Source organism: Pseudomonas batumici (assembly GCF_036585405.1).
Taxonomy (GTDB): domain Bacteria; phylum Pseudomonadota; class Gammaproteobacteria; order Pseudomonadales; family Pseudomonadaceae; genus Aquipseudomonas; species Aquipseudomonas batumici.
This window is the reverse complement of the sequence record NZ_CP144470.1, coordinates 5,545,164-5,566,060: the sequence shown is the minus strand read 5'-3', so window position 1 is coordinate 5,566,060 and position 20,897 is coordinate 5,545,164. Positions and strand designations below refer to the sequence as shown.

At 62.8% G+C, this 20,897-nt stretch carries 20 protein-coding genes, 4 tRNA genes and 1 pseudogene; 6 read left to right on the top strand and 19 right to left on the bottom strand.

Going from position 1 to position 20,897, the window contains the following annotated elements; genetic code table 11:
- Nucleotides 1-62: 62 nt before the first annotated feature.
- The 10 genes and pseudogenes from NUH87_RS25460 to NUH87_RS25415 form a co-directional block, all read right to left on the bottom strand.
- Entirely contained in the window at nucleotides 63-662 is a 600-nt protein-coding gene (locus NUH87_RS25460; protein WP_338523145.1) for a nucleotidyltransferase family protein, read from the bottom strand.
- Nucleotides 655-1,641 carry an XdhC family protein gene (locus NUH87_RS25455; protein WP_338523144.1) on the bottom strand — a complete coding sequence of 329 codons (987 nt, stop codon included), beginning with the start codon at nucleotides 1,639-1,641 and terminating at the stop codon, nucleotides 655-657. Before NUH87_RS25455 ends, NUH87_RS25460 begins: the two co-directional genes overlap by 8 nt.
- A 288-nt stretch (nucleotides 1,642-1,929) precedes the next feature.
- On the bottom strand, nucleotides 1,930-2,949 hold the full coding sequence (gene murB, locus NUH87_RS25450; RefSeq protein WP_338523143.1) for a UDP-N-acetylmuramate dehydrogenase: 1,020 nt from the start codon (nucleotides 2,947-2,949) through the stop codon (nucleotides 1,930-1,932).
- Nucleotides 2,946-3,410, bottom strand: a complete 465-nt coding sequence (locus NUH87_RS25445) for a low molecular weight protein-tyrosine-phosphatase (protein WP_338523142.1) — start codon at nucleotides 3,408-3,410, stop codon at nucleotides 2,946-2,948. Before NUH87_RS25445 ends, murB begins: the two co-directional genes overlap by 4 nt.
- The gene (gene kdsB, locus NUH87_RS25440) at nucleotides 3,410-4,174 is read right to left on the bottom strand and encodes a 3-deoxy-manno-octulosonate cytidylyltransferase (RefSeq protein WP_040065420.1); all 765 of its coding nucleotides are present in this window, start codon (nucleotides 4,172-4,174) and stop codon (nucleotides 3,410-3,412) included. Before kdsB ends, NUH87_RS25445 begins: the two co-directional genes overlap by 1 nt.
- Complete coding sequence (locus tag NUH87_RS25435) at nucleotides 4,171-4,356, bottom strand: Trm112 family protein (protein WP_007931663.1); 186 nt, start codon at nucleotides 4,354-4,356, stop codon at nucleotides 4,171-4,173. Before NUH87_RS25435 ends, kdsB begins: the two co-directional genes overlap by 4 nt.
- A gap of 25 nt (nucleotides 4,357-4,381) precedes the next feature.
- On the bottom strand, nucleotides 4,382-5,392 hold the full coding sequence (gene lpxK, locus NUH87_RS25430; protein WP_338523141.1) for a tetraacyldisaccharide 4'-kinase: 1,011 nt from the start codon (nucleotides 5,390-5,392) through the stop codon (nucleotides 4,382-4,384).
- Nucleotides 5,392-5,820 carry an ExbD/TolR family protein gene (locus NUH87_RS25425; RefSeq protein WP_040065422.1) on the bottom strand — a complete coding sequence of 143 codons (429 nt, stop codon included), beginning with the start codon at nucleotides 5,818-5,820 and terminating at the stop codon, nucleotides 5,392-5,394. The genes lpxK and NUH87_RS25425 overlap by 1 nt, the downstream gene beginning before the upstream one ends.
- Nucleotides 5,817-6,451: pseudogene (locus NUH87_RS25420) on the bottom strand (MotA/TolQ/ExbB proton channel family protein). Before NUH87_RS25420 ends, NUH87_RS25425 begins: the two are co-directional and overlap by 4 nt.
- Before the next feature lie 116 nt (nucleotides 6,452-6,567).
- Nucleotides 6,568-8,784: a DNA internalization-related competence protein ComEC/Rec2 gene (locus NUH87_RS25415; protein ID WP_338523140.1), complete on the bottom strand. Its 2,217-nt coding sequence runs from the start codon at nucleotides 8,782-8,784 to the stop codon at nucleotides 6,568-6,570.
- Between the two features lie 136 nt (nucleotides 8,785-8,920).
- Here NUH87_RS25415 and NUH87_RS25410 point away from each other — a divergent pair, with 136 nt between their 5' ends.
- A complete protein-coding gene (locus tag NUH87_RS25410; protein ID WP_040065425.1) occupies nucleotides 8,921-9,442 on the top strand; it encodes a DUF2062 domain-containing protein in 522 nt (173 codons plus the stop codon).
- Between the two features lie 6 nt (nucleotides 9,443-9,448).
- Here the strand turns inward: NUH87_RS25410 and NUH87_RS25405 are convergent, their stop codons facing one another.
- The 3 genes from NUH87_RS25405 to NUH87_RS25395 all read right to left on the bottom strand — a co-directional run bounded on the left by NUH87_RS25405 (nucleotide 9,449) and on the right by NUH87_RS25395 (nucleotide 11,914).
- Nucleotides 9,449-10,228 (bottom strand): ABC transporter permease, encoded by a 780-nt coding sequence (locus NUH87_RS25405; RefSeq protein WP_040065426.1) that lies wholly within the window; start codon nucleotides 10,226-10,228, stop codon nucleotides 9,449-9,451.
- Nucleotides 10,225-11,157 carry an ABC transporter ATP-binding protein gene (locus NUH87_RS25400; RefSeq protein WP_040065427.1) on the bottom strand — a complete coding sequence of 311 codons (933 nt, stop codon included), beginning with the start codon at nucleotides 11,155-11,157 and terminating at the stop codon, nucleotides 10,225-10,227. The genes NUH87_RS25405 and NUH87_RS25400 overlap by 4 nt, the downstream gene beginning before the upstream one ends.
- A gap of 133 nt (nucleotides 11,158-11,290) precedes the next feature.
- Nucleotides 11,291-11,914, bottom strand: coding sequence for a glutathione S-transferase (locus NUH87_RS25395; RefSeq protein WP_338523139.1), 624 nt, complete (start codon nucleotides 11,912-11,914; stop codon nucleotides 11,291-11,293).
- Between the two features lie 153 nt (nucleotides 11,915-12,067).
- Between NUH87_RS25395 and NUH87_RS25390 the strand changes: the two genes are divergently transcribed.
- Both NUH87_RS25390 and NUH87_RS25385 read left to right on the top strand, forming a co-directional pair.
- Nucleotides 12,068-14,515 (top strand): acyl-CoA dehydrogenase, encoded by a 2,448-nt coding sequence (locus NUH87_RS25390; RefSeq protein WP_338523138.1) that lies wholly within the window; start codon nucleotides 12,068-12,070, stop codon nucleotides 14,513-14,515.
- Between the two features lie 78 nt (nucleotides 14,516-14,593).
- Nucleotides 14,594-15,001 (top strand): PA2817 family protein, encoded by a 408-nt coding sequence (locus NUH87_RS25385; RefSeq protein ID WP_040065430.1) that lies wholly within the window; start codon nucleotides 14,594-14,596, stop codon nucleotides 14,999-15,001.
- Between the two features lie 27 nt (nucleotides 15,002-15,028).
- On the opposite strand, the gene NUH87_RS25380 is transcribed toward NUH87_RS25385, so the two are convergent.
- Nucleotides 15,029-15,964, bottom strand: coding sequence for a LysR family transcriptional regulator (locus tag NUH87_RS25380; RefSeq protein WP_338523137.1), 936 nt, complete (start codon nucleotides 15,962-15,964; stop codon nucleotides 15,029-15,031).
- A 113-nt stretch (nucleotides 15,965-16,077) separates the two neighbouring features.
- On the opposite strand from NUH87_RS25380, the gene NUH87_RS25375 reads away from it, so the two are divergent.
- Together NUH87_RS25375 and NUH87_RS25370 are read left to right on the top strand one after the other, a co-directional pair.
- Nucleotides 16,078-16,716, top strand: coding sequence for a LysE family translocator (locus NUH87_RS25375; RefSeq protein ID WP_338523136.1), 639 nt, complete (start codon nucleotides 16,078-16,080; stop codon nucleotides 16,714-16,716).
- A 178-nt stretch (nucleotides 16,717-16,894) separates the two neighbouring features.
- A complete protein-coding gene (locus NUH87_RS25370; RefSeq protein ID WP_338523135.1) occupies nucleotides 16,895-18,634 on the top strand; it encodes a dipeptidase in 1,740 nt (579 codons plus the stop codon).
- 125 nt (nucleotides 18,635-18,759) lie between these two features.
- Here the strand turns inward: NUH87_RS25370 and NUH87_RS25365 are convergent.
- The 4 genes from NUH87_RS25365 to NUH87_RS25350 all read right to left on the bottom strand — a co-directional run bounded on the left by NUH87_RS25365 (nucleotide 18,760) and on the right by NUH87_RS25350 (nucleotide 19,173).
- Nucleotides 18,760-18,835 (bottom strand) — tRNA-Gly (locus NUH87_RS25365).
- 3 nt (nucleotides 18,836-18,838) lie between these two features.
- Nucleotides 18,839-18,914 (bottom strand) — tRNA-Glu (locus NUH87_RS25360).
- A 105-nt stretch (nucleotides 18,915-19,019) separates the two neighbouring features.
- A tRNA-Gly gene (locus NUH87_RS25355) sits at nucleotides 19,020-19,095 on the bottom strand.
- Nucleotides 19,096-19,097: 2 nt separating this feature from the next.
- Nucleotides 19,098-19,173, bottom strand: a tRNA-Glu gene (locus NUH87_RS25350).
- Between the two features lie 345 nt (nucleotides 19,174-19,518).
- Here NUH87_RS25350 and NUH87_RS25345 point away from each other — a divergent pair.
- Nucleotides 19,519-20,271 carry a hypothetical protein gene (locus NUH87_RS25345; RefSeq protein WP_338523134.1) on the top strand — a complete coding sequence of 251 codons (753 nt, stop codon included), beginning with the start codon at nucleotides 19,519-19,521 and terminating at the stop codon, nucleotides 20,269-20,271.
- A 66-nt stretch (nucleotides 20,272-20,337) separates the two neighbouring features.
- Here NUH87_RS25345 and NUH87_RS25340 read toward each other — a convergent pair whose 3' ends face one another.
- Nucleotides 20,338-20,682 (bottom strand): YggL family protein, encoded by a 345-nt coding sequence (locus tag NUH87_RS25340; protein ID WP_338523133.1) that lies wholly within the window; start codon nucleotides 20,680-20,682, stop codon nucleotides 20,338-20,340.
- Between the last annotated feature and the right edge of the window lie 215 nt (nucleotides 20,683-20,897).

Below are 20,897 nucleotides of genomic sequence, written 5' to 3'. Positions count from 1 at the left end.
TGCAGCGATGCAGGCGGGGCTTTTTTTGTCCGAATCTTACGGATTGCCGTTGCTGTTGCCTCTCAAGCTTTGCGCGAAAATGTCAGGCACTCAGGACTGTCCACATCCCAAAGCACACCAGGATCCTCGACAGACACCTCGCGCACTTTACCTCCCGCAAACAACGGCTTGGCCCCGCGATCCCCCGACAACCCCATCAAAGCCGGTCCAAACGAGCGCCCGAACCCCACCGGGTGCCCCTGCTCCCCCTGAAAAACCGGCACGCAGATCCCGTCATCTTCAATCCCCTCCATCACCCGCGCCACCGTCTCCGGCAGAATAAACGGCATGTCCCCCAGCAGTACCAGCCACCCTGCCTGATCGGCCGTCGCCGTCACGGCGGCGGCGAGGCTGTCGCCCATGCCCGTCGATTCGATCAGCAACACCCGACAGTCATAGGCCCGCGCCAGGCGAATCACCTCGACCCGATCCGCCGTCGTCACCAGCAATCGGGCTCCGGGCCCGTGCGGCAAACCCAGCAGCACATGCTCCAACACCGTCCGCTCGACACCCTCACGCCCAACGCAGAGCGCCAGCAACTTGTCCTGATCGGCACCCGCCACCTGCCGAAAGCGACTGCCCTGCCCCGCCGCCAGGACAATGGCCGCGACCGCCTCACTCATGGGTCGCCAACTCCGCCTTTTTCTGCCGCAATTCGACGCCGTTTTTGATCGCGACGATTTCCGCCATCAAGGACAAGGCAATCTCCGCCGGTGTATGGCTGCCGATATGCAGTCCGATAGGCCCATGCAGACGTCCGATAGCCTCGCGGCTCAAGCCCAGCAGCGCCAGATTGTCCCTGCGCTTGCGACTATTGACCTGTGAACCCAGTGCCCCGACATAAAACGCCCGGGAGTTCAGCGCCGTGAGCAGTGCCATGTCATCCAGGCGCGGATCGTGGGTCAGGGCGACAATCGCCGTACGCTCGTCGGTTTCAATACCGAGCACCGCTTCATCCGGCATGCCCGGCACAAAACGCCCGTGCTGCGCCTCCCAGCCCTGGACAAACTCCGCGCGCGGATCACAGATCAACACCTCGAAATCCAGCAAGCGGGCCACTTCCGCCACATAGCGCGACAACTGCCCTGCACCGATCAACAACAAGCGCCAGCGCGGCCCATAGATCGCGCGCAAGGTTCGCTCATCGAATGTCAGAACGTCCTGCCTGGTCGCCGGATGCAGCGTCACCGCCCCGCTGCGCAGGTCCAGTTCGCGAGCCACGATCTCATGGTCTTCGCAACGCCGCAGCAGCTCGGCGACCCATGCCGGATCGCCCACCCACTCCTCGGTCAGGCGCAAGGTGCCACCACAGGGCAGGCCAAAACGCGCCGCCTCGTCCCGTGTCACCCCATAGGTGATCAACTGCACCGCCGGCCCGGCCGCCGACAAGCGCCCATCCTGCAGACGCTGGATCAGGTCATCCTCGATACAGCCACCGGACACCGAACCGATCACAACGCCGTCCTCACGCAAGGCCAACATCGCCCCCGGCTGGCGCGGCGCGCTGCCCCAGGTCTGGACCACGCTGTACAGCACCACCCGCTGTCCCGCGCGGCGCCATTGCAGGACACTGCGCAGGACATTCAGATCCACGCTGTCCATCAGGCTTTCACCTGATGGTCTTGACCATTGAGTTTCAGGGTAATCATAAGCACGCCCACATAGTTCGAGGTTATGGCGTCGAGGTCTCTGCCAACGGCAGCCGCACGCACGACTCAGCAGATGAACCCAGGCTGATCGGTTTTTTCATGAAGTAAACGCTTCATGAATCCGTTATTGAAGTCAGTATTTACAGCGTTAATCGGCCCAGGGAAAGCCGTATCGATAAAAAAAGCCCCGTATACGCTACATATACAGGGCTTTCAGGATGAACCCGTCTTCAGCATAGCTTCAGTAGAGGTTCGGCTCCATTTCCAGATCGACGGAGAATCGTTGCAGGATGTCAGCCTGGATGCGCCGTGCCAGGGCCAACAACTGCAGGCCGCTCGCGGCACCGTAATTGACCAGCACCAGCGACTGTAAACGGTGCACACCCGCATCCTCTTCGCGAAAACCTTTCCAGCCCGCCGCCTCGATCAGCCAGCCCGCCGCCAGCTTCACCAGGCCGTCAGGCTGTGGATAACTTACCAGTCCGGGGTGAACCCGCTTCAACTCGGCCGCCTGGGCAGCCGACACCAACGGGTTCTTGAAGAAGCTCCCGGCATTGCCCAGCACGGCCGGATCGGGCAACTTCTCGTTGCGGATACTGCAGATCGCCCGACTGACATCGCTGGCGGTCGGCTGGCTGATGCCCTGCTCGGCCAGGCGTTGGGCCACCGGGCCGTAACCCAGGTGCAGGTGTTCGACACGGCTCAAGGCGAAGCGTACACGCAGGATCAACCAGCGCCCGGCGGCATGCTTGAACAGGCTGTCGCGATAGCCGAACTGGCACTCCTGCAGGGAAAACTCGCGCAACTCGCCGGTCTCGCGATCCAGGGCGGTCAGGCCGGCGAACACATCCTTGATCTCGACCCCGTAGGCACCGATGTTCTGCATCGGTGCCGCGCCCACGGTGCCGGGAATCAGGCTGAGGTTTTCCAGGCCACTCCAACCCTGGGCCAGGGTCGACAGCACAAAGGGATGCCAGGGCTCACCGGCCTCGGCTTCGATCACCACATTGACGCCGTCATCGTGCAGCAACCGAATTCCCCGGGTAGCCATGCGCAGCACCAGCGCCTGGATATCCGCCGTCAGCAGCAGGTTGCTGCCACCGCCGATCACCAGCAACGGCAGTCGATTCTGTGCCACATAAGCCAGGGCCTCGCGGACATCGTCATCGTCATGGGCCTCGGCGAACCACTGTGCGCGAACATCGACGCCAAAGCTGTTATAGGGCTTGAGGGACACCCCGGCTTGCAGTTGCAGGGTCATAGACGCCCCTTGAGTTCGATCACCAGCCGATCGCAGGCCTGTTCTATCAGGTCCAGCACCTGCTCGAAACCGTGTTCTTCGTCGTAGTACGGATCCGGCACTTCCTCCACCGCGCCGTCATAACGGCGCAGGAACAGGTCCAGCTCGGCCTTGGCCTGGGCCGGTTGCAGCAACTTGAGATTGCGCAGGTTGCTCTGGTCCATGGCCAGGATCAGGTCGTAGCGGTTGAAATCCGCCGCGGCGACCTGCCGGGCGCGCTGGGCCGACAGGTCGTAGCCGCGCATCCGCGCCGCCCGCTGGCTGCGACTGTCCGGCGGCTTGCCGACATGCCAGGGGCCGGTGCCGGCGGAAGCCACCTCGATCTGTTCGGCCAATCCGGCCTCACGCAATTTGTGCCGCAAGACACCTTCGGCCGTGGGCGAGCGACAGATATTGCCCAGGCAGACAAACAGAACCCGCATCAGGCCTCCAGCAACCGACGAACGCGATCGAGGTCTTCAGCCGTATCGACGCCGGTGGGCGGCGCCTCCAGGGCATCGGCGACGTGGATCCGCACGCCGTGCCACAACGCCCGCAGTTGCTCCAGGCGCTCGGTGGTTTCCAGCCAGCACGGGCCCCAACTGACGAAGTCATGCAGGAAGCCCGCGCGATAGGCGTAGATGCCTATATGCCGACGGAAAGGCACGCCTTGCGGCAGTTGCTCGCGACTGACGGCAAAGTCATCCCGCGCCCAAGGCAGGGTCGCGCGGCTGAAGGTCAGGGCCAGGCCGTTGATATCACTGGTCACCTTGACCACATTCGGGTTGAACAGCGCTTCGAGGTCATGGATCGGCTCGGCCAGGGTCGCCATGCGTGCTTCGCCGTGGGCCGCCAGGTTGGCCGCGACCTGATCGATCACCACCGGCGGAATCAGCGGCTCGTCGCCCTGCACGTTGACGACGATGGCATCGGCCGCCAGCCCCAGCAGGGTGGCGACCTCGGCCAGCCGATCGGTGCCGGACTCGTGGTCTTCGCGGGTCAGCAGCACTTCGGCACCGAAGGCCCGGCAGGCCTCGACGATACGCGCATCATCGGTGGCCACCACCACCCGCTGGGCGCTGCTTTTGCGCGCCTGTTCCCAGGTGTGCTGGATCATCGGCTTGCCGGCGATCAGTTGCAGCGGCTTGGCCGGCAGGCGGGTGGAGGCGAAACGCGCCGGGATGACAACGACGAACGGGGTGGTCATTTGTCCAGGCGCTCGTCGGTGCTCAGGGTACGGGCTTCGCTTTCCAGCATCACCGGGATGCCGTCGCGGATCGGATAGGCCAGACCCGCGCCCTTGCTGATCAGCTCGGTCTTGTCGGCGCTGAGCTTGAGGGGACCCTTGCAGATCGGGCAGGCGAGGATGTCGAGCAGTTTGGTGTCCATGAAGGTTCCCTGGATAAAAACGGGTTTAGGGCAAGAGACGGTCGGGCAACAGGCGCAGCAGCTGGGTGTCGAACCAGGCCGTGAAGGCCTCGGACGGCAACGCATCCACCGCCAGGTACCACCAGTCGGGTGCCGCGAAGGCCCGGCATTTCACCGCATCCTTTTCGGTCATCACCAACGGCAGCGCCGGTTCGAAACTCAAGGCCCGGGCGCTGTACTCGGCATGGTCGGCAAAAGCATGGGGCACAGGCTGCCAGTGTAGCGTTTCAAGGGTGTTGAAGAAACGTTGCGGGTTGCCGATGCCGGCGACCGCGTGCACGGCCTGCCCGGGCGGGAAATGATCGACGGGCTTGCGCTCGCCGCTCAGCAGGTTGATCAGCGCTGTCGGCTGCAGGCGAAAGGCGAAGCCGTTGTCACGGTCCTCGCGGGCACCGTTGTAGAGCACCCCATCGACGCTTTGCAGACGCTCGACCGGCTCGCGCAGAGGACCGGCGGGCAGGCAGCGGCCATTGCCCAGGCCGCGGGCGGCGTCGATCAGCACCAGTTCCAGGTCGCGGGCCAGGCGGTAATGCTGCAGGCCGTCGTCGGAGAGGATCAGGTCGAGTTTTTCCGTCGCCAGCAAGGCCCTGACCGCACGACCGCGATCCGGGTCGATCATCATCGGTACCCCGCTGCGCCGGACGATCAGCAGCGGTTCGTCGCCGGCGAGCGCCGCCGCCTGGTCGGCCTGTACCCGCCAGGGCAACTGCGGCGGCTTGGCGCCATAGCCGCGACTGACCACCCCGACCCGCAGGCCGCGGCGTCGGCAATGCTCGATCAACCAGAGAATCAGGGGGGTCTTGCCGGTGCCACCGACGGTGATATTGCCCACCACGATCAACGGCACCGACGGCTGGTAGATCGAGCCTTCGCCCGCGACGAAACGCGCGCGCTTTCCGTCGACCACCCGGCGATACAACCACTCCAGCGGACGCAGCAGGGTCAACGCCGGGTGACCGTCGTACCAGGCGGCGAGCAGATGCTTGGAAAAGCTCATCAGGGTGCCGGCGCCGCTTCGACAGTGGTCATGCGCAGATGGCTGAAGCCCAGCTTGCCGGCCGCATCCATCGCCGTGATCACCGCCTGGTGAAAGGTCTTGCCGTCGGCGCTGATCGACAGCGGCAGGCTGGTGTCGCCGCCGGACTCTTTCTGCAGCGCGTCCATCAGGCTGGCCAGGTCATTGGCCGGCAGGCGCTGGTTGTTCACCGTGTAGACGCCATCGGCGCTGATGGCGATATCCAGTTCCTTGGGGATATGGTCTTCGGCCGGCGAGCCGCTGACAGCCTGCGGCAGGTCGACCCGCAGCTCGGTCTGGCGGGTAAAGGTGGTGGTGGTGACGAAAAACAGCAGCAGGACGAACACCACGTCGATCAACGACGTCACGTTGATATCCACGGGCTCCAGAGGCTTGCGGCGGAACTTCACGCTTTACCCTCTGGCATGTCGACGTCGCGATCGCCCTGCACCACCTCGACCAGCTTGATCGCTTCCTGCTCCATGCCCATCACCAGCTCATCGACCCGGCGCAACAGGAAGCGATGGAAGAACACTGCCGGAATCCCGACCATCAGGCCCGAAGCCGTGGTGACCAGCGCCTTGGAAATCCCCCGGCGAGCACGGCGGCATTGGTGGTCATGCCCGTGCCCATGAACGAGCTGAAGATATCGATCATGCCCAGCACCGTGCCCAGCAGCCCGAGCAGGGGCGCCATGGCGGCAATGGTGCCGAGGGCGCTGAGGTAGCGCTCCAGTTCGTGGATGACCCGGGCGGCGGCTTCCTGAATGCACTCTTTCATGATCTCGCGACCATGCTTGGAGTTGGCCAGGCCCGCGGCGAGAATCTCGCCCAGGGGCGAATCGGCGCGCAGCTGCTTGAGTTTTTCCTTGTCCAGTTGCTTGTCCTTGATCCAGCGCCAGACCTGCCCGAGCAGATGCTCCGGGGTCACGCGGCTGGCCCGCAGCGTCCACAGGCGCTCGGCGACGATGCCCGTTGCGGCGATGGAGCTCAAAATGATCGGCAGCATCATCCAGCCGCCGGACTTGACCAATTCCCACACAGTGACAGTCCCCTCGAAAAAGTGCGCCACTCTAACATAGGGGTTGGGCTGGCCGAAGATCGTGATGTCGCATGCCCAGGTACTTTAATAACCCGGGGTTATTGAAGGGCTGCGGGCTATTGCCGCCAGAAACGCCGCTCGGCCTGCAGGGACCGCGGTTCGTCGAAACGCCCCAGCAGCAAGCGCAGCGCGCCCTGCTCCGCGCTGTCGTAGATCGCCATGTCCAGGGCTTTGTAACGGGCCATGACTTGCGGGTGGGGATGACCGAAAGCGTTGCCCCGCCCACGGGAAATCAGCACGCCACGCGGGGCCAGGCGTTGCAGGAAAACCATGGACGATGAACTGCGGCTTCCGTGATGGGGTGACTGCAGCCAATCGCTGGCAACCGCCAGCGGACTGTCGAGAAAGGCCCGCTCGGCCTCGACATCGATATCGCCGGTCAGCAGCAGACGCTCGCCATTGGCCTCGATCTGCAAGACGCAGGAGGATTGATTGCTGTCCCGGGCCTGGGGCCAGCGCCACAGTGCAAAGCGCACGCCATCCCACTCCCAGCGCTGGCCGCTGACACAGGGCCGGGCCTGCAACGCCGGGGACAAACCCTCGACATCACCGCCGAGCACCTCGCTCACCGGCAGGCCACGCCGCACGGCCAGGGCCCCGCCGGCGTGATCGGCATCGGCATGGCTGAGCAGCAGCCTGTCGAGTCGGCGCACACCCAGCTTGTGCAAGGACGGCAGCACCACCCGTTCGCCCTGGTCGAACTCGCCGACCCGCGGCCCGGCGTCGTACAACAGGCTGTGCTGGCGGGTGCGGACGAGGATCGCCAGGCCCTGGCCGACATCCAGCTGCCAGACCTCGGCTTCACCCTGGGCCACCTGCGCCGAGGGCGCAAACAGCGCCAGCGCCGCCAGCGGCCAGCCCAAAGGTCGCAGGGGCATGCCGGCGGGCAGCAACAGCAGCAGAATACCCAGGCTGCTCAGTGCCCAGGCCCATAAAGGAACGACCGCCGGGACCCAGGCCGGCACTTGCGCCGCCAGCCATCCGAGCCATTGAAACAACCCACCCAGCAGGCCGCCGGCCAACCACAGCAGCCCCTCTCCCAGCCAGGGCAACGGCAACAGGAAGGTTCCCAGCAAGGCCAAGGGCAATACCAGCAGGCTGATCCAGGGCACGGCGACCCAGTTGGCCAGCGGTGCACTGAGACTGACGGGCAGGCCCAGCAACAGCAGCGCGGGGAAGAGTCCGAGGGCAATCACCCATTGTGCACGGGTCCAGCTCTGCCAGAGGCTCCAGGCGCCCAGTCGACCGCTGAACGTGAAGATCAGCACTGCAACCGCGGCAAAGGACAACCAGAATCCTGTTTGCAGACTCACCAACGGGTCGAACAGCAGCACCAGGTTCACGGCCGCCAACAGCGGCACGACCGCCCCCAGGTGGCGATAACGCCAACGCCACAGCAGCACCATGGCGAGCATCACGCAGGCCCGGCGCACCGGTACACCGAAACCGGCCAGCAGCGCGTACCCCAGCGCCGCCGCAAAGGCCAGGCCGCAAGCCCAGGGCAACCAGGGCCAGCGGCCCGGCCACAGGCCATAACGCGCCAACCCGGCGATCAGCGCGTAGATAAGCCCCGCGAACAGCCCGATATGCTGGCCGGAAATCACCAGCAGATGCAGGGTGCCGGTGTCCTGCAGCACCCGCCAGGTCTGCGCCGACAGCCCCGAACCGTCACCGAGCACCAGCGCCAGCAAGGTGGCCGATTGCCCTTGGGCATCGACTTGCAGCAAGCGTCGCCGGATCGTATCGCGCCAACCGCCGCTGGCCGACGCCAGTAACTGCCCGTCCTTGATCGAGCCGACGCCGCCGATACCCCGGGCGAGCAGCCAGGCCTGGTAATCGAAACCGGCGGGATTGAGCAAACCCTGCCCGCGCTTGAGCTGGACCGCCAGGCGCCAGCGCTCGCCGCTGCGCAGATCCGGCCCGCCGAACCAGGACAGCCGCAAGCGCGTCGGCAGCCGCGCCCGACGCGAAGTCGCGTCCTCCAGTTCGAAGCGCACCCCCTGTTCGTCACGTTGCGGCAAACCGACCACCCGGCCTTCAACCCACAGCGTCTGGCCATCCAGCGCCGGCGCCAGCCGATCGTCCAGCGCCCGTTGCGCCTGAAAACAGGCCCAACTGAAGCCGAACAGAAACAACGCCAGCGGATAGGTGCGAAACGGCAACAGCATCAAGCCGATCACCGACAGCAGCACCAACAGTCCGCCGGGCGGCAGTTGCGGCAGGAAACGCAAGGCCAGAAGCCCCGCCGCCAGCGCCAACATCCCTGTGCGCATAAAATCATCCTTGAACCCGTTCAGCTCTCTGGATAGCCGGGTTACGCGGACGGTGCTTTATTTATTGTCACAAAGTCTGAATCGGCTGCCCTTAGAATCCGGGCATACTGCCCGCCCGAATCACCCGAGAAGCCTTATGCCGCGTCACTTATTCAAACGCTACATGCCGGACCCGACCCGCATCAGGGAACACAAACACTTACGCTTTTTCGGTCCCCTGCTCCACGATCCGAACCTCTGGCACCTCAATCGCCACTCGGTGGCGCGGGCCATGGCAGTGGGCTTGTTCGCGGCCCTGATGCCGATGCCCTTGCAGATGCTGCTGGCGGCTTTCCTGGCGATTCTGGTGCGCGGCAATATGCCGATTGCCGTCAGCCTGGTGTGGCTGACCAATCCGCTGACGATTCCGCCGATTTTCTATTGTGCCTACCAGCTTGGGGCCTGGCTGCTGCACGTGCCGCCACGCAGCCTGCCGGACGAGTTGACCTGGGCGTGGATCAGCGCGCAGCTGTCGACGCTCTGGCAACCGTTGTTGCTGGGTTCGCTGGTGCTGGGAGTGGCGCTGGGCGCCCTGGGTTATTACCTGACCATGAGCTACTGGCGCTGGTGGGTGGCCAGGCAATGGAAACGGCGCCAGGCACGGCGCCGTCATCCATGAAACGCCTTACTGGCGCATGCCGCGACCGCTGACCAGCAGCCGCGCGCAGCCGACGTACAGCACTGCCGTCGCCACGATCATGAAGGTGATGGCCACGCTGATGCGAATGTCCGAGACCCCGAGAATACCGTAGCGGAAGGCATTGACCATGTGCAGCACCGGGTTGGCCAGCGAAACGCTCTGCCAGAACGGCGGCAGCAGGGTAATCGAGTAGAACACGCCACCGAGGTAGGTCAGCGGGGTCAGCACAAAGGTCGGGATAATCGAGATATCGTCGAAGTTACGTGCAAATACCGCGTTGATGAACCCCAGCAGCGAGAAGATCGTCGCCGTCAGGATCACCACCAGCAGGGTCACGCCCAGGTGATGGACCTGCAACTGGGTGAAGAACAGCGAGAGCAGGGTCACGATGATCCCCACCATCAGCCCGCGCAGCACACCGCCGAGGGTGTAGCCGACCAGGATGGTATGGGGCGAGACCGGCGAAACCATCAACTCTTCGATCGAGCGCTGGAACTTGCTGCCGAAGAAGCTCGACACCACGTTGCCGTAGGAGTTGGTGATCACCGACATCATGATCAGGCCCGGCACGATGTACTCCATGTAGGTGAAGCCACCCATGGCGCCGATCTGCCGGCCGATCAGGTTACCGAAGATCACGAAGTACAGGACCATGGTGATGGCCGGCGGCAGCAGGGTCTGTGGCCAGATCCGGGTAAAACGCCGGACCTCGCGGTAAACGATGGTGTTGAGGGCGACCAGGTTGGGTTGCAGTTCCGAACTCATACCGCCACCTTCGACAGGTTTTTTTCCACCAGGGACACGAACAGCTCCTCCAGGCGATTGGTTTTGTTGCGCAGGCTCAGGACTTCGATCTGCTGCGTGGCCAATTGACCGAACAGCGCCGTGATCCCCACCGCCTTGTCGACCTGCACTTCAAGCGTGCGACTGTCCAGCAGCTTGCTCGGATAGCCGATCAACTGCGGCGCATGGTGCAGATCGCTCTTCAGGTCCAGGAGGAAGGTCTCCACATGCAGTTGGCTGAGCAACTGACGCATGCTGGTGTTCTCGACGATGGTGCCGTGATCGATGATGCCGATATTGCGGCACAGTTGCTCAGCCTCTTCCAGGTAGTGGGTGGTGAGGATGATGGTGATGCCTTTCTGGTTCAGCTCGGTGAGGAAGGTCCACATCGAACGACGCAGCTCGATGTCCACCCCGGCGGTCGGCTCGTCGAGAATCAGCAGGCGCGGCTCATGCACCAGTGCCCGGGCGATCATCAGGCGCCGCTTCATGCCGCCGGACAACGACCGCGACGGCACGTCGCGCTTGTCCCACAGGCCCAGCTGGGTCAGGTACTGCTCGGCGCGTTCCTTGGCGATTTTCGCCGGAATGCCGTAGTACCCGGCCTGGGTCACGACGATATCGAAAGTCTTCTCGAACTGGTTGAAGTTGAACTCCTGCGGCACCACGCCGATGGAGCGTTTGAGCAAGGCCGGCTGGCGATCCAGATCGTGACCGAAGACCTTCACACTGCCGCTGGTCTTGTTCACCAGGGTCGAGAGAATGCCGATGGTGGTGGATTTGCCGGCGCCGTTGGGGCCGAGCAAGGCGAAGAAATCACCTTCGGCGACATCCAGATCGATACCACTCAGGGCCTGGAAACCGTTGCCGTAGGTTTTGGTTAGCTGCCGGATGGACAGAGCGGAACTCATATCGGATTCATGCACCAAGAAGGGAAGAAAGAGCTAAATAAGGGCACGCCGGTTTGAATGCAACGGCGGCGAGCCAGCGTCATGTTGCTTGGCCCCGCCGCACAAGTACAGCAACCGGCGTTAATAGTGGCTATTAAGTCAACGCGGTCATGACCGCTCGCTGGTAGGCCGGACGCTGTTTCAGGCGCTCGTACCAGGCACTCAAATGGGGCATCGCCGGACGTTCGATGGGCATTTCGAACCAGGCATAAATGAAGCAGCCCAGGGGGATGTCGCCCATGCCGATCTCATCGCCCGACAGGTAGGGCGCCTCGGCCAGCGCCGCATCGACCATCAGCAGCAAGTCGGCGCAGGCTTTCAGGGAGGCGTTGATCACGGTCCAATCCTGTTGCTCGACGGGCGTGCGCAATACGCCCCAGAAAACATCGCGAAACGGTGTGGCAAAGGACGAAGTGGTCCAGTCCATCCACTTGTCCGCCCTGGCTCGCGCCTGTGGATCCGCGGGATACCAGTGAGACCCGGGTGCATGCTTGGCGGTCAGGTAACGCACGATGGCATTCGATTCCCAGAGTACGAAATCGCCGTCCTCGATCATCGGCACCCGCTTGTTCGGGTTTTTCGCACGATATTCAGGCGTATCGACTACGCCGAACGCGCCGCCGGCATTCACTGACTCGTAGGGCAAGCCAAGCTCCTCGGCACACCACAAGGCTTTTCTGACGTTCGACGAATTCTTCCTACCCCAGATCTTCAGCATGACAGCCTCTCTATGGATAAATGCCGACGCAGTCTACGCCCGAACAGCCGAGGCTCAAATCCTTGCATGCCTACAGATTTGGATACACAGCCCCCGCGCCCGGTTTACCCGATAGCGACTAAGCTTTAGCTCGGTCTTCACGGAGGATTGAATATGCTGTGGTTGTGGATACTGGTACTGGTGATCGGCAGCGCCTGGCTGGCCCATCGCCGAATCGCCCCGCTCCCCTTGCTCGGCATGGTGGCCATCTACCTTGTCGCAATGGGCAGGCTCGGCCATGGGCACGGCGCACTGATGCTGGCGCTGTGGCTGTTGCTGGCGATCGCCGCCGCCGCGCTGTTGCTGCCCGACCTGCGCCGCAGGCTGTTCAGCGCCCCGCTGCTCGCCTGGTTCCGCAAGGTGCTGCCGCCGATGTCCGAGACCGAGCGCGAGGCCATCGATGCAGGCACCGTCTGGTGGGACGGCGAGCTGTTCAGCGGCCGTCCGGACTGGAACAAGCTGCTGGCCTATCCCAAGGCCCAGCTGACCGAGGAAGAGCAGGCCTTCATCGACGGGCCGACCGAGGAACTCTGCGCCATGGTCAGCGACTGGCGGATCGGCCAGGACATGGACCTGCCGGCCGAAGCCTGGGCGCATATCAAGCAGCACGGCTTCTTTGCCCTGATCATTCCCAAGGCGTTCGGCGGCAAAGGTTTTTCCGCCTATGCCCACTCCCAGGTGGCGATGAAACTGGCGACCCGCAGCGGCGACCTCGCCTCCACCGTGATGGTGCCCAACTCCCTGGGTCCCGCGGAACTGCTGCTGCATTACGGTACCGAGGAACAGCGCAATCATTACCTGCCGCGCCTGGCCCGCGGCGACGATATTCCGTGCTTTGCCCTGACCGGCCCCCTGGCCGGCTCGGACGCCGGCGCCATGCCGGACACCGGGGTCGTCTGCAAGGGCCAATGGCAAGGCGAGGAAGTCCTCGGTCTGCGCCTGAACTGGGAAAAACGCTACATCACCCTGGGCCCGGTGGCGACCCTGCTGGGGCTGGCCTTCAAGGCCCATGACCCGGACCATCTGCTGGGCGAGGAAGAAGACCTGGGCATCAGCCTCGCGCTGATTCCCACCGACACCCCGGGGGTCGAGATCGGCCGGCGTCACCTGCCCCTGGGCGCGGCCTTCATGAACGGCCCGAACTCGGGCAAGGACGTGTTCATCCCGCTGTCGTTCCTGATCGGCGGCCAGGACATGCTCGGCAAGGGCTGGATGATGCTGATGAACTGCCTGTCGGTGGGCCGCTCGATCTCGCTACCGGCGGTGGGCACGGGCGCGGCCAAGTTCACCAGCCTGGTGACCGGCCAGTACAGCCAGGTCCGCGAACAGTTCAACGTACCGCTGGCCGCCTTCGAGGGTATCCAGCAAGCCCTGGCCCGTATCGGCGGCAACGCCTGGCTGATGGACAGCGCGCGGATGCTCACGGCCAATGCCGTGGACCTGGGCGAGAAACCCTCGGTGCTCTCGGCGATTCTCAAGTACCACCTGACCGAGCGCGGTCGCGAGTGCATCGGTCACGCCATGGACGTGCACGGTGGCAAGGGCATCATCATGGGGCCGAACAACTACCTGGGACGCAACTGGCAGGGCGCGCCGATCTTCATCACGGTGGAAGGCGCGAACATCCTGTCGCGCAACCTGATGATCTTCGGCCAGGGCGCGATTCGCTGCCACCCCTTCGTCCTCAAGGAAATGGCCCTGGCCGCACGCGAGGATCATGACCAGGCGCTGCTGGAATTCGACCAGCTGTTGCTCGATCACATCGGTTTTGCCATCGGCAATGCCGCCAGCACCCTGGTCCTGAATCTCGGGCTCGGGCACTTCGAGGCGGCGCCGGGCAACCACCTGAGCCAGGGCTATTTCCGCGCGCTGAACCGTCAGGCGGCGGCTTTCGCCCTGCTGGCGGACCTCTGCATGATGCTGCTGGGCGGCGAGCTGAAACGCCGCGAACGGCTGTCGGCACGCCTGGGGGATGTGCTCAGCCACCTGTACCTGGCGTCAGCGGCGCTCAAGCGCTACCACGACCTGGATTCCCCGGAGTATCTGCAACCGCTGTTCACCTGGGCCATGGAGGAGAGCCTCGGGCACTCGGAACGGGCCCTGGACGAGCTGCTGAAGAACTTCCCGAACCGCGTGCTCGGTGGCCTGCTGCGGGTGCTCGTGTTTCCGTTCGGTCGCCGGCATACCGGCCCTGACGACGCACTGGATGCCGAAGTCGCCGCCGTGCTCGGTCGGGCCAAGGGCGATCCGGCGCTGGAAGCCGTGCTCGAAGGTTGCTACCGCCCGCAATCGGCGAGCGATCCGGTCGGTGCCCTGCAACAGGCCTGCGACCTGCTGGGGGCCAGCCACGAGCTGCAGAAAAAGTTGCACATCGCGCTGAAGAGCGGCCAGGTCAAGCCACGTGCCGAGGAGTCGGCGATCGACGCAGCCCTGGAGGCCGGCGTACTGCAACCGGCCGAAGCCGAAACCCTGCGCCAGGCGGAAGCGGCGCGGCGCAAGGTCATCGACGTGGATGATTTCGGCAAGGAAGCACTGCGTCTCGGCAAGGGCAAGGTTCGCTAGCGGCCAAACGCCTGACACGACAACGGGCGCCGGGAGTCTTATACTCTCGCGCCCGTTTTACCCTTGAGGACCTCTGTCATGTCCAACATCGTTGCCGATCACCTGGTCCTGCTCGACCACCTGCGCGGTATTCTGGTCGCCGTCGGCGAAGCCGAGCAGGTACCCGAAGAAAGCCACGCGCTGTTCCTGGAGCGTTTCGATGAACTGCGCGCGCAACTGCCGGTCGACCCGATCGAAAGCCAGTACCTGGGACAAGACCTGCTGTGCCAGGTGATCCAGCGTTATCCGCAAATTGCCCACCTGGTACCACGCGACCTGCTGTGGTTCTTTGGCGGCGACTGCCTGCATTACATGCCGGATGAGGAACTGGACCTGTACCAGGCGCTGGAAGAACGCCGCTATGAAGCCGAACAGAACGACGAGCCGTTCGACTGGAACCAGGAAAAGCAGTTGCTGGCGCTCTCGGCCCAGGACAGCAAGCACTGATCCAAGCCGCTCCATCAGGCCGGGTGCCTACAGCGCCTTGCGCAACGTCGGCTCCCGGGCCAGGCGCTCCACCAGGTAGTCGATGAACACCCGCAGCTTCGGCGACAGGTAGGGCGTCGGCGTATACAGCAGCCAAAGGCCGCCATGATAGGAAGCCAGGAACGTCCAGGCCGGCAACACCTGGACAATCAAGCCCTGCTCCAGGGCCTGCCGCGCCGTGAAATACGGCAGGCTGCCAATGCCGATATGCTGTAGCACCGCATCCAGCCTCACCCCCGTGTGATTGGCCGCATAGCGCCCGCGCACCCCGACGGTCACCGACTTGCCGCCCTGCCTGAACTTCCAGCGCGCGTCGTTGGGCGTGTCCCCCACATAGATGCAACTGTGCTCCAGCAGGTCATGGGGATGCTGCGGTGTGCCGTGTTCGGCCAGGTACTGCGGCGTCGCGCAAAGCAGATGCTCGATGGGCATCAACTGGCGCCCCACCAGCCCGACCGGCGGATGGTCGGTAATGCGCAGGATCAGGTCGACATTGTCCTCGATCAGGTCCACGGGTCGGTCTTCGAGAATCATCTGCACATCCACCTGCGGATAAAGCCGGAGAAATCCCGGCATATGCGGATGTACCACAAAACGCCCCACCGCCTTCGGCACGCTCACCCGCACCAACCCCTGGGCCTCGTGGGTGTACTGACCGCTGATCTCCATCACCGAACGGGCCGCGTTGACCATCTCCCGGCAACGCTTGAAGGTCTCCTCGCCGCTGTCGCTCAGGCGCAATTTACGCGTGGTGCGCTGCAGCAACCGGGTCGCCAGGGCCTTCTCCAAGCGAGAAATCGACCGGCTCACCGCCGAAGGCGATGAACCGAGCTGGCGCGCGGCTTCCGAGAAGCTGCCGGTCTCGACCACCTTGACGAAAATCGCCATTTCGCTCAGCAAGGCCAGGGGTAGATTTATGCTCATGACGCACAGGTCCATTGAGATTTGATCGGATTATCACATGCCAGCAGCCTTTTTATACTGGCGACACCCACCTGATCCGAACCTGAATCCGATCATTCACCTCTGGAACCGCCATGCACTCTCAATACCTGAACGAATTCATCGCCCTGGCAAGCATCCACTTTCTCGCCGTGGTCGCCCCCGGCCCGGATTTCGCGGTCACCATCCGCCAGAGCGTACGCTTCGGCCGGTTGATCGGCGTGATCACCGCCCTTGGCATCGGCGCCGGAATTTCGGTGCACGTGCTCTACACCCTGCTTGGCGTCGGCGCTCTGATGCACAGCGCGCCCTGGCTGCTGAACGTCGCCAAGGTGATCGGCGGCGGCTACATCCTCTACCTGGGTATCAACCTGCTGCGCAGCAAAGCCCAGGCAGCACGCGCTGATTTCGGCCAAGCCGCCGGCGAACTCCAGCAGCAGAGCCTGACCAAGGCCTTTATGGTCGGCTTCCTGACCAATGCCACCAACCCCAAGGCCACCCTGTTCTTCCTGGCGATCTTCACCACGGTGGTCAGCGCCTCGACCCCACTGAAGATCCAGGCGCTGTATGGGCTATGGATGTGCAGTGTCAATGCACTGTGGTTCATCCTGGTCAGCCTGCTGTTTTCCAGCGAGCGGGTACGCCAGGCGTTTCTGCAGATGGGCCACTGGTTCGAACGCACCATGGGCGTGGTGCTGATTCTGTTTGCCGGGCGCCTGATGCTGTCTTTATAAGCACCCCACCGACGCCCTCCCCCAAGAGGAAAAAGATCCAAGGTGGTTTGCATTTCCCTGGGAAAAATCCCAGTTCAAGGACTCCCGTACCGCGGCCTTATGGTGTTAGTTTGGAAAAATATCTGTCCTATCGATCAGATATTTCTCACAAACCACCTGCAAAGGAATGCTCTCCGCAATGAATTTCCCACTCAAACACCTGGCCACCACCACCCTGATGCTGGCCAGCCTTTCGTCATTCGCCACACCCGCAGACGCCAACGTCACCCCGCAACAGAGCGCGGCCATCCTAGGTGCCTTCAGTAACGCCGCCGTAACGGATTTCAGGCAGTTCCTCGAACGCCTGGCCAAGAGCGACCTCGCCAAGAGCGACGACCTCGGCCCGGCAATCAGTGCCTTCCTCGACAACAAGAGCCTTTCCACCCAACAGCAGAACGAGATCCATCGCCTGCTCGGCCTCTACGCCCGGGTGAAATACGGAAACGCTGCCACCGAGAGCCTGCGTGAGCTGGTGGCCATCCCGACCTTCCGCGTGGACGGCGTTGCCCAGCACGAGAACCCCGAATTCATCAAGATCGCCGACAAACTCAAGGGCCTGGCCCAGTCCTTCAACCTGAACTTTCGCAACGTCGACAACCGCGTCTATGAAATCTCCCTGGAAGGCAGTGGCGATGAAGTGGTGGGCATTCACGCCCATGCCGATGTGGTGCCGGTGACGCCAGAGAACTGGGTGCTGAAGGACGGCACCCGCCTCGATCCGTTCAAGGTCACCCTGATCGGTGACCGCATGTACGGCCGGGGCACCGAGGATGACAAGAACGGCATCGTGGTGGCGCTCTACGCCATGAAGATCATCAAGGAAGAAAAACTGCCGCTGGCCCGGAATTTCAAACTGCTGGTGGACACCACCGAGGAGACCAGCGGCGACGCCATTCCCTATTACTTCGAACACAACCCGGTCCCCAACTACAACCTGGCGCTGGATGGCGGCTACCCGGTGGTGATTGCCGAGAAAGGCTACGGCACCGTCATGGCCAACTTTGCCCGACGCAAGGCCGAGGGCAAGGGTGCGGAAATCACCGCGATGACCGGGGGCATGGCCACCAACCAGATTCCGTCGACGTCGGTCGCCACCCTGGTGGGTGACAAGCCTGCCGAACTGGCCGCCAGCCTGCAGAAAGCCGGTACTGATTATGCCAAGCGCAATGGCGGCAACTTCGACATCACCGCCAAGGTCGTCGGCAAGGAGGTCAAGCTCACGGTCACCGGCGTCTCCGCCCACTCCTCCGAGCCAGAATCAGGCGTCAACCCGGTGGCCAGGATGCTGGATTTCATCAACAGCCTGGACGGCAAGATCGCGCTCAAGCACAACCCCATCACCGACGCCGCTCGCTACGCCGCCGACAACTGGGGCCTGGACTACCTGGGTGACAAATTGGGCGTGGGCTTTTCCGATGCCTTCATGGGCCCCCTGACGGCGTCCCTGACCTATGTCGGGATGGATGAAAAAGCCTTCAAGCTCGCCGTCAACCTGCGGGTACCGAAGGGCAAGTCCCCGCAAGTGCTGAAGAGCGAAATCGCCGACAAGCTGGGCGCCTGGAGCCAAAAGACCCACATTGCGCCAGCCTTCGATTACTCGATCGCCGAGCCGATGTACCGCAACCCCGAGGGTGAATGGGTCAAGGCGCTGCTGAGCGTGGCCAGCGAGAACCTGGGCATGGAACACAAGTTCGGCACCTCCGCCGGTGCCACCTCGGTCCATGATCTGCCCAATGGCGTGCAGTTCGGCCTGGCCAGACCCGAGGTCAAGTACACCGGTCACACCGACAACGAGTTCAAGACTGTCGACCAGTTCCTGCTGGACCTGCAGATCGTGACCGAGATGATGGGGCGCATCGGGCAGCTGCCGAAGCTCTGATCCCGTTCAGGACCCGCCCCTCTGGCGGGTCCACTGCCTTGATCCGCCACGAAGTCGAACAGCAACGGCCAAATCACGCACAAACAAAAACGCCGCTCATCACTGAGCGGCGTTTTCGTTAAATATGGAGCGGGAAACGAGACTCGAACTCGCGACCCCGACCTTGGCAAGGTCGTGCTCTACCAACTGAGCTATTCCCGCAAATGGCGTCCCCTAGGGGACTCGAACCCCTGTTACCGCCGTGAAAGGGCGGTGTCCTAGGCCACTAGACGAAGGGGACACGCTAACTGAAACACATGGTGTGTATTCCAGTGCCCAAACCCGCATCCGAAGATGTCGGTTCTGGTTTCACTCAGCCCCGCCCGAAAGCAGTGCTGTTTAAAATTGGAGCGGGAAACGAGACTCGAACTCGCGACCCCGACCTTGGCAAGGTCGTGCTCTACCAACTGAGCTATTCCCGCATTGGCGTCCCCTAGGGGACTCGAACCCCTGTTACCGCCGTGAAAGGGCGGTGTCCTAGGCCACTAGACGAAGGGGACACACTACAACATTCACTCCCTGCTGCGCTTCGCTGTGTGCTTTACGCTGCAAGTGGCGCGCATTCTATGGATGGATCGAAGGGTCGTCAACCCCCAAGGATAAATTTATTTAAATCAATGACTTCGCCCCCCTTTCCGGGCCTTTTGCCGGTGTTCTCGCGTCTGCCCCTTGGCGCCTATATTCTGGCGCTCGACAAGAGGCTATAGTTCACCTCGGGAACATAGTGGCGATGTGCTCTATCCCTGACGCCCTGCAACGCGTCGCTCAACGCTATCGGCGGGAACGCCAAGCCACTACACTCGTTAGCATTACACCTTGAAGAGGTCTTAACGGTGACACCACTCATGATCGCCCTGCTGGTCGCAGCCGGGATCTTTCTCCTGATCGCCATCGGCTTCCTCAATCATATGGCGGAGAACAGGAAGCTGGAGAAGGCCCGACTCAAGGTCGAACTCAATGACCGCCTGCGCCGCTGCGGCGAAATCACCGAGACGTTCCCCGGTCAGTTCATGAGTCCGGCACTCAAGCTGCTGCTGGCACGCCTGGAACTCAACGTGACCCAGCGGCTGTCGAACATGGAAAAGTCCAACCCCAAGCTCAAGACCCGAGTGGCCGAGCTGACGGGCCTGGTCGCCCAGGGGGAGTCGATCCCGGTCAACAACCCGCCCGGACCGATCCAGACCGAAGCCAAGGCCAAGGATGTGCGCTTCCTGCTGGAAGCCCTGCACAACCAGATCACTCGTGCAGCCCAGGACGGTTTCCTTCCCGCCGGCGAGGCCAAGCACTGGATCCGCGAAGTGCGGCATATCCTGGTGTTGCTGCATGTCGAATTCTTCAACAACCTCGGCCAGCATGCCCTGCAACAGGAACAACCGGGGCAGGCGCGCCTGGCCTTCGAACGTGGGGTGCAATACCTGCGCAAGCAACCGGAGCCGGCGATGTACAGCGAACAGCTGATCTTCATGGAGAAGCTGCTGGCCCGCGCCAACTCCATGGTGCTCACCAACATCGAGCCGACCGAGGAAGATGTCAACGAACTGACCCAGGGCCTGAAGGAAGTCGAGGCCGACTGGAAGAAGAAAGCTGTCTACGATTGAGGGAATCGCGGACATAAAAAAACGGACAAGCCAGGCTTGTCCGTTTTTTATGCGCTTACCGGGAAATCAGGCGACCGGATTGATCGGCTTTTCCGGGTACCAGACGTCGATCAGCGGGCTGACTTCAACGGAGGTCAGTTCGCTGCGTGCCTTGAGCCAGGTTTCAACGCTGGCGCGTTGCTCAGCGCTGACCGAGCCACGCTTCTGCAGGCAGACCAGACCGTAGTCGTCGCCGCCGACATAGCCCAGGCCGTTGGCTTCCATCGCTTCTTTCAGGAATGCGTCGAGGAAAGCGTCGATAGCCTCTTCACTCAGGTCTTCTTTGAAATCCAGGTTCAGCTCGAAACCCAACTCCTGAAATTCATCGACGCACAGTTTTTTGCGCAGACGCTGGGAACGGTTGGTCGCCATGAAACAATCCTCAAAAGTAATAACGGGCGGCACTTTATCAGTTTAAAGCTGCAATTGCCCGGCTCTGTGGCGACACCTCGTCGATCCGCGGAAAAAAATCAGCGATACCGACTCGGCCCAAGGCCCAAGTCCTCCGGCCTTGGGGCATAATGCCGACACTTTCACGACCATTGAGGGATTTTTGTCCACATGCCCTCGTATTTTCCCCTCGACGG

Excerpts from the sequence above, each read along its gene's own strand:
- NUH87_RS25375 (WP_338523136.1), top strand. The coding sequence starts at position 16,078 with ATGCACTCTCAATACCTGAACGAATTCATCGCCCTGGCAAGCATCCAC.
- NUH87_RS25415 (WP_338523140.1), bottom strand. The coding sequence starts at position 8,784 with ATGCGCACAGGGATGTTGGCGCTGGCGGCGGGGCTTCTGGCCTTGCGT.
- murB (WP_338523143.1), bottom strand. The coding sequence starts at position 2,949 with ATGACCCTGCAACTGCAAGCCGGGGTGTCCCTCAAGCCCTATAACAGC.
- NUH87_RS25435 (WP_007931663.1), bottom strand. The coding sequence starts at position 4,356 with ATGGACACCAAACTGCTCGACATCCTCGCCTGCCCGATCTGCAAGGGT.
- NUH87_RS25445 (WP_338523142.1), bottom strand. The coding sequence starts at position 3,410 with ATGCGGGTTCTGTTTGTCTGCCTGGGCAATATCTGTCGCTCGCCCACG.
- NUH87_RS25370 (WP_338523135.1), top strand. The coding sequence starts at position 16,895 with ATGAATTTCCCACTCAAACACCTGGCCACCACCACCCTGATGCTGGCC.
- kdsB (WP_040065420.1), bottom strand. The coding sequence starts at position 4,174 with ATGACCACCCCGTTCGTCGTTGTCATCCCGGCGCGTTTCGCCTCCACC.
- NUH87_RS25455 (WP_338523144.1), bottom strand. The coding sequence starts at position 1,641 with ATGGACAGCGTGGATCTGAATGTCCTGCGCAGTGTCCTGCAATGGCGC.
- NUH87_RS25390 (WP_338523138.1), top strand. The coding sequence starts at position 12,068 with ATGCTGTGGTTGTGGATACTGGTACTGGTGATCGGCAGCGCCTGGCTG.
- NUH87_RS25345 (WP_338523134.1), top strand. The coding sequence starts at position 19,519 with ATGATCGCCCTGCTGGTCGCAGCCGGGATCTTTCTCCTGATCGCCATC.
- NUH87_RS25405 (WP_040065426.1), bottom strand. The coding sequence starts at position 10,228 with ATGAGTTCGGAACTGCAACCCAACCTGGTCGCCCTCAACACCATCGTT.
- NUH87_RS25380 (WP_338523137.1), bottom strand. The coding sequence starts at position 15,964 with ATGAGCATAAATCTACCCCTGGCCTTGCTGAGCGAAATGGCGATTTTC.
- NUH87_RS25385 (WP_040065430.1), top strand. The coding sequence starts at position 14,594 with ATGTCCAACATCGTTGCCGATCACCTGGTCCTGCTCGACCACCTGCGC.
- NUH87_RS25400 (WP_040065427.1), bottom strand. The coding sequence starts at position 11,157 with ATGAGTTCCGCTCTGTCCATCCGGCAGCTAACCAAAACCTACGGCAAC.
- NUH87_RS25410 (WP_040065425.1), top strand. The coding sequence starts at position 8,921 with ATGCCGCGTCACTTATTCAAACGCTACATGCCGGACCCGACCCGCATC.
- NUH87_RS25395 (WP_338523139.1), bottom strand. The coding sequence starts at position 11,914 with ATGCTGAAGATCTGGGGTAGGAAGAATTCGTCGAACGTCAGAAAAGCC.
- lpxK (WP_338523141.1), bottom strand. The coding sequence starts at position 5,392 with ATGAGCTTTTCCAAGCATCTGCTCGCCGCCTGGTACGACGGTCACCCG.
- NUH87_RS25460 (WP_338523145.1), bottom strand. The coding sequence starts at position 662 with ATGAGTGAGGCGGTCGCGGCCATTGTCCTGGCGGCGGGGCAGGGCAGT.
- NUH87_RS25340 (WP_338523133.1), bottom strand. The coding sequence starts at position 20,682 with ATGGCGACCAACCGTTCCCAGCGTCTGCGCAAAAAACTGTGCGTCGAT.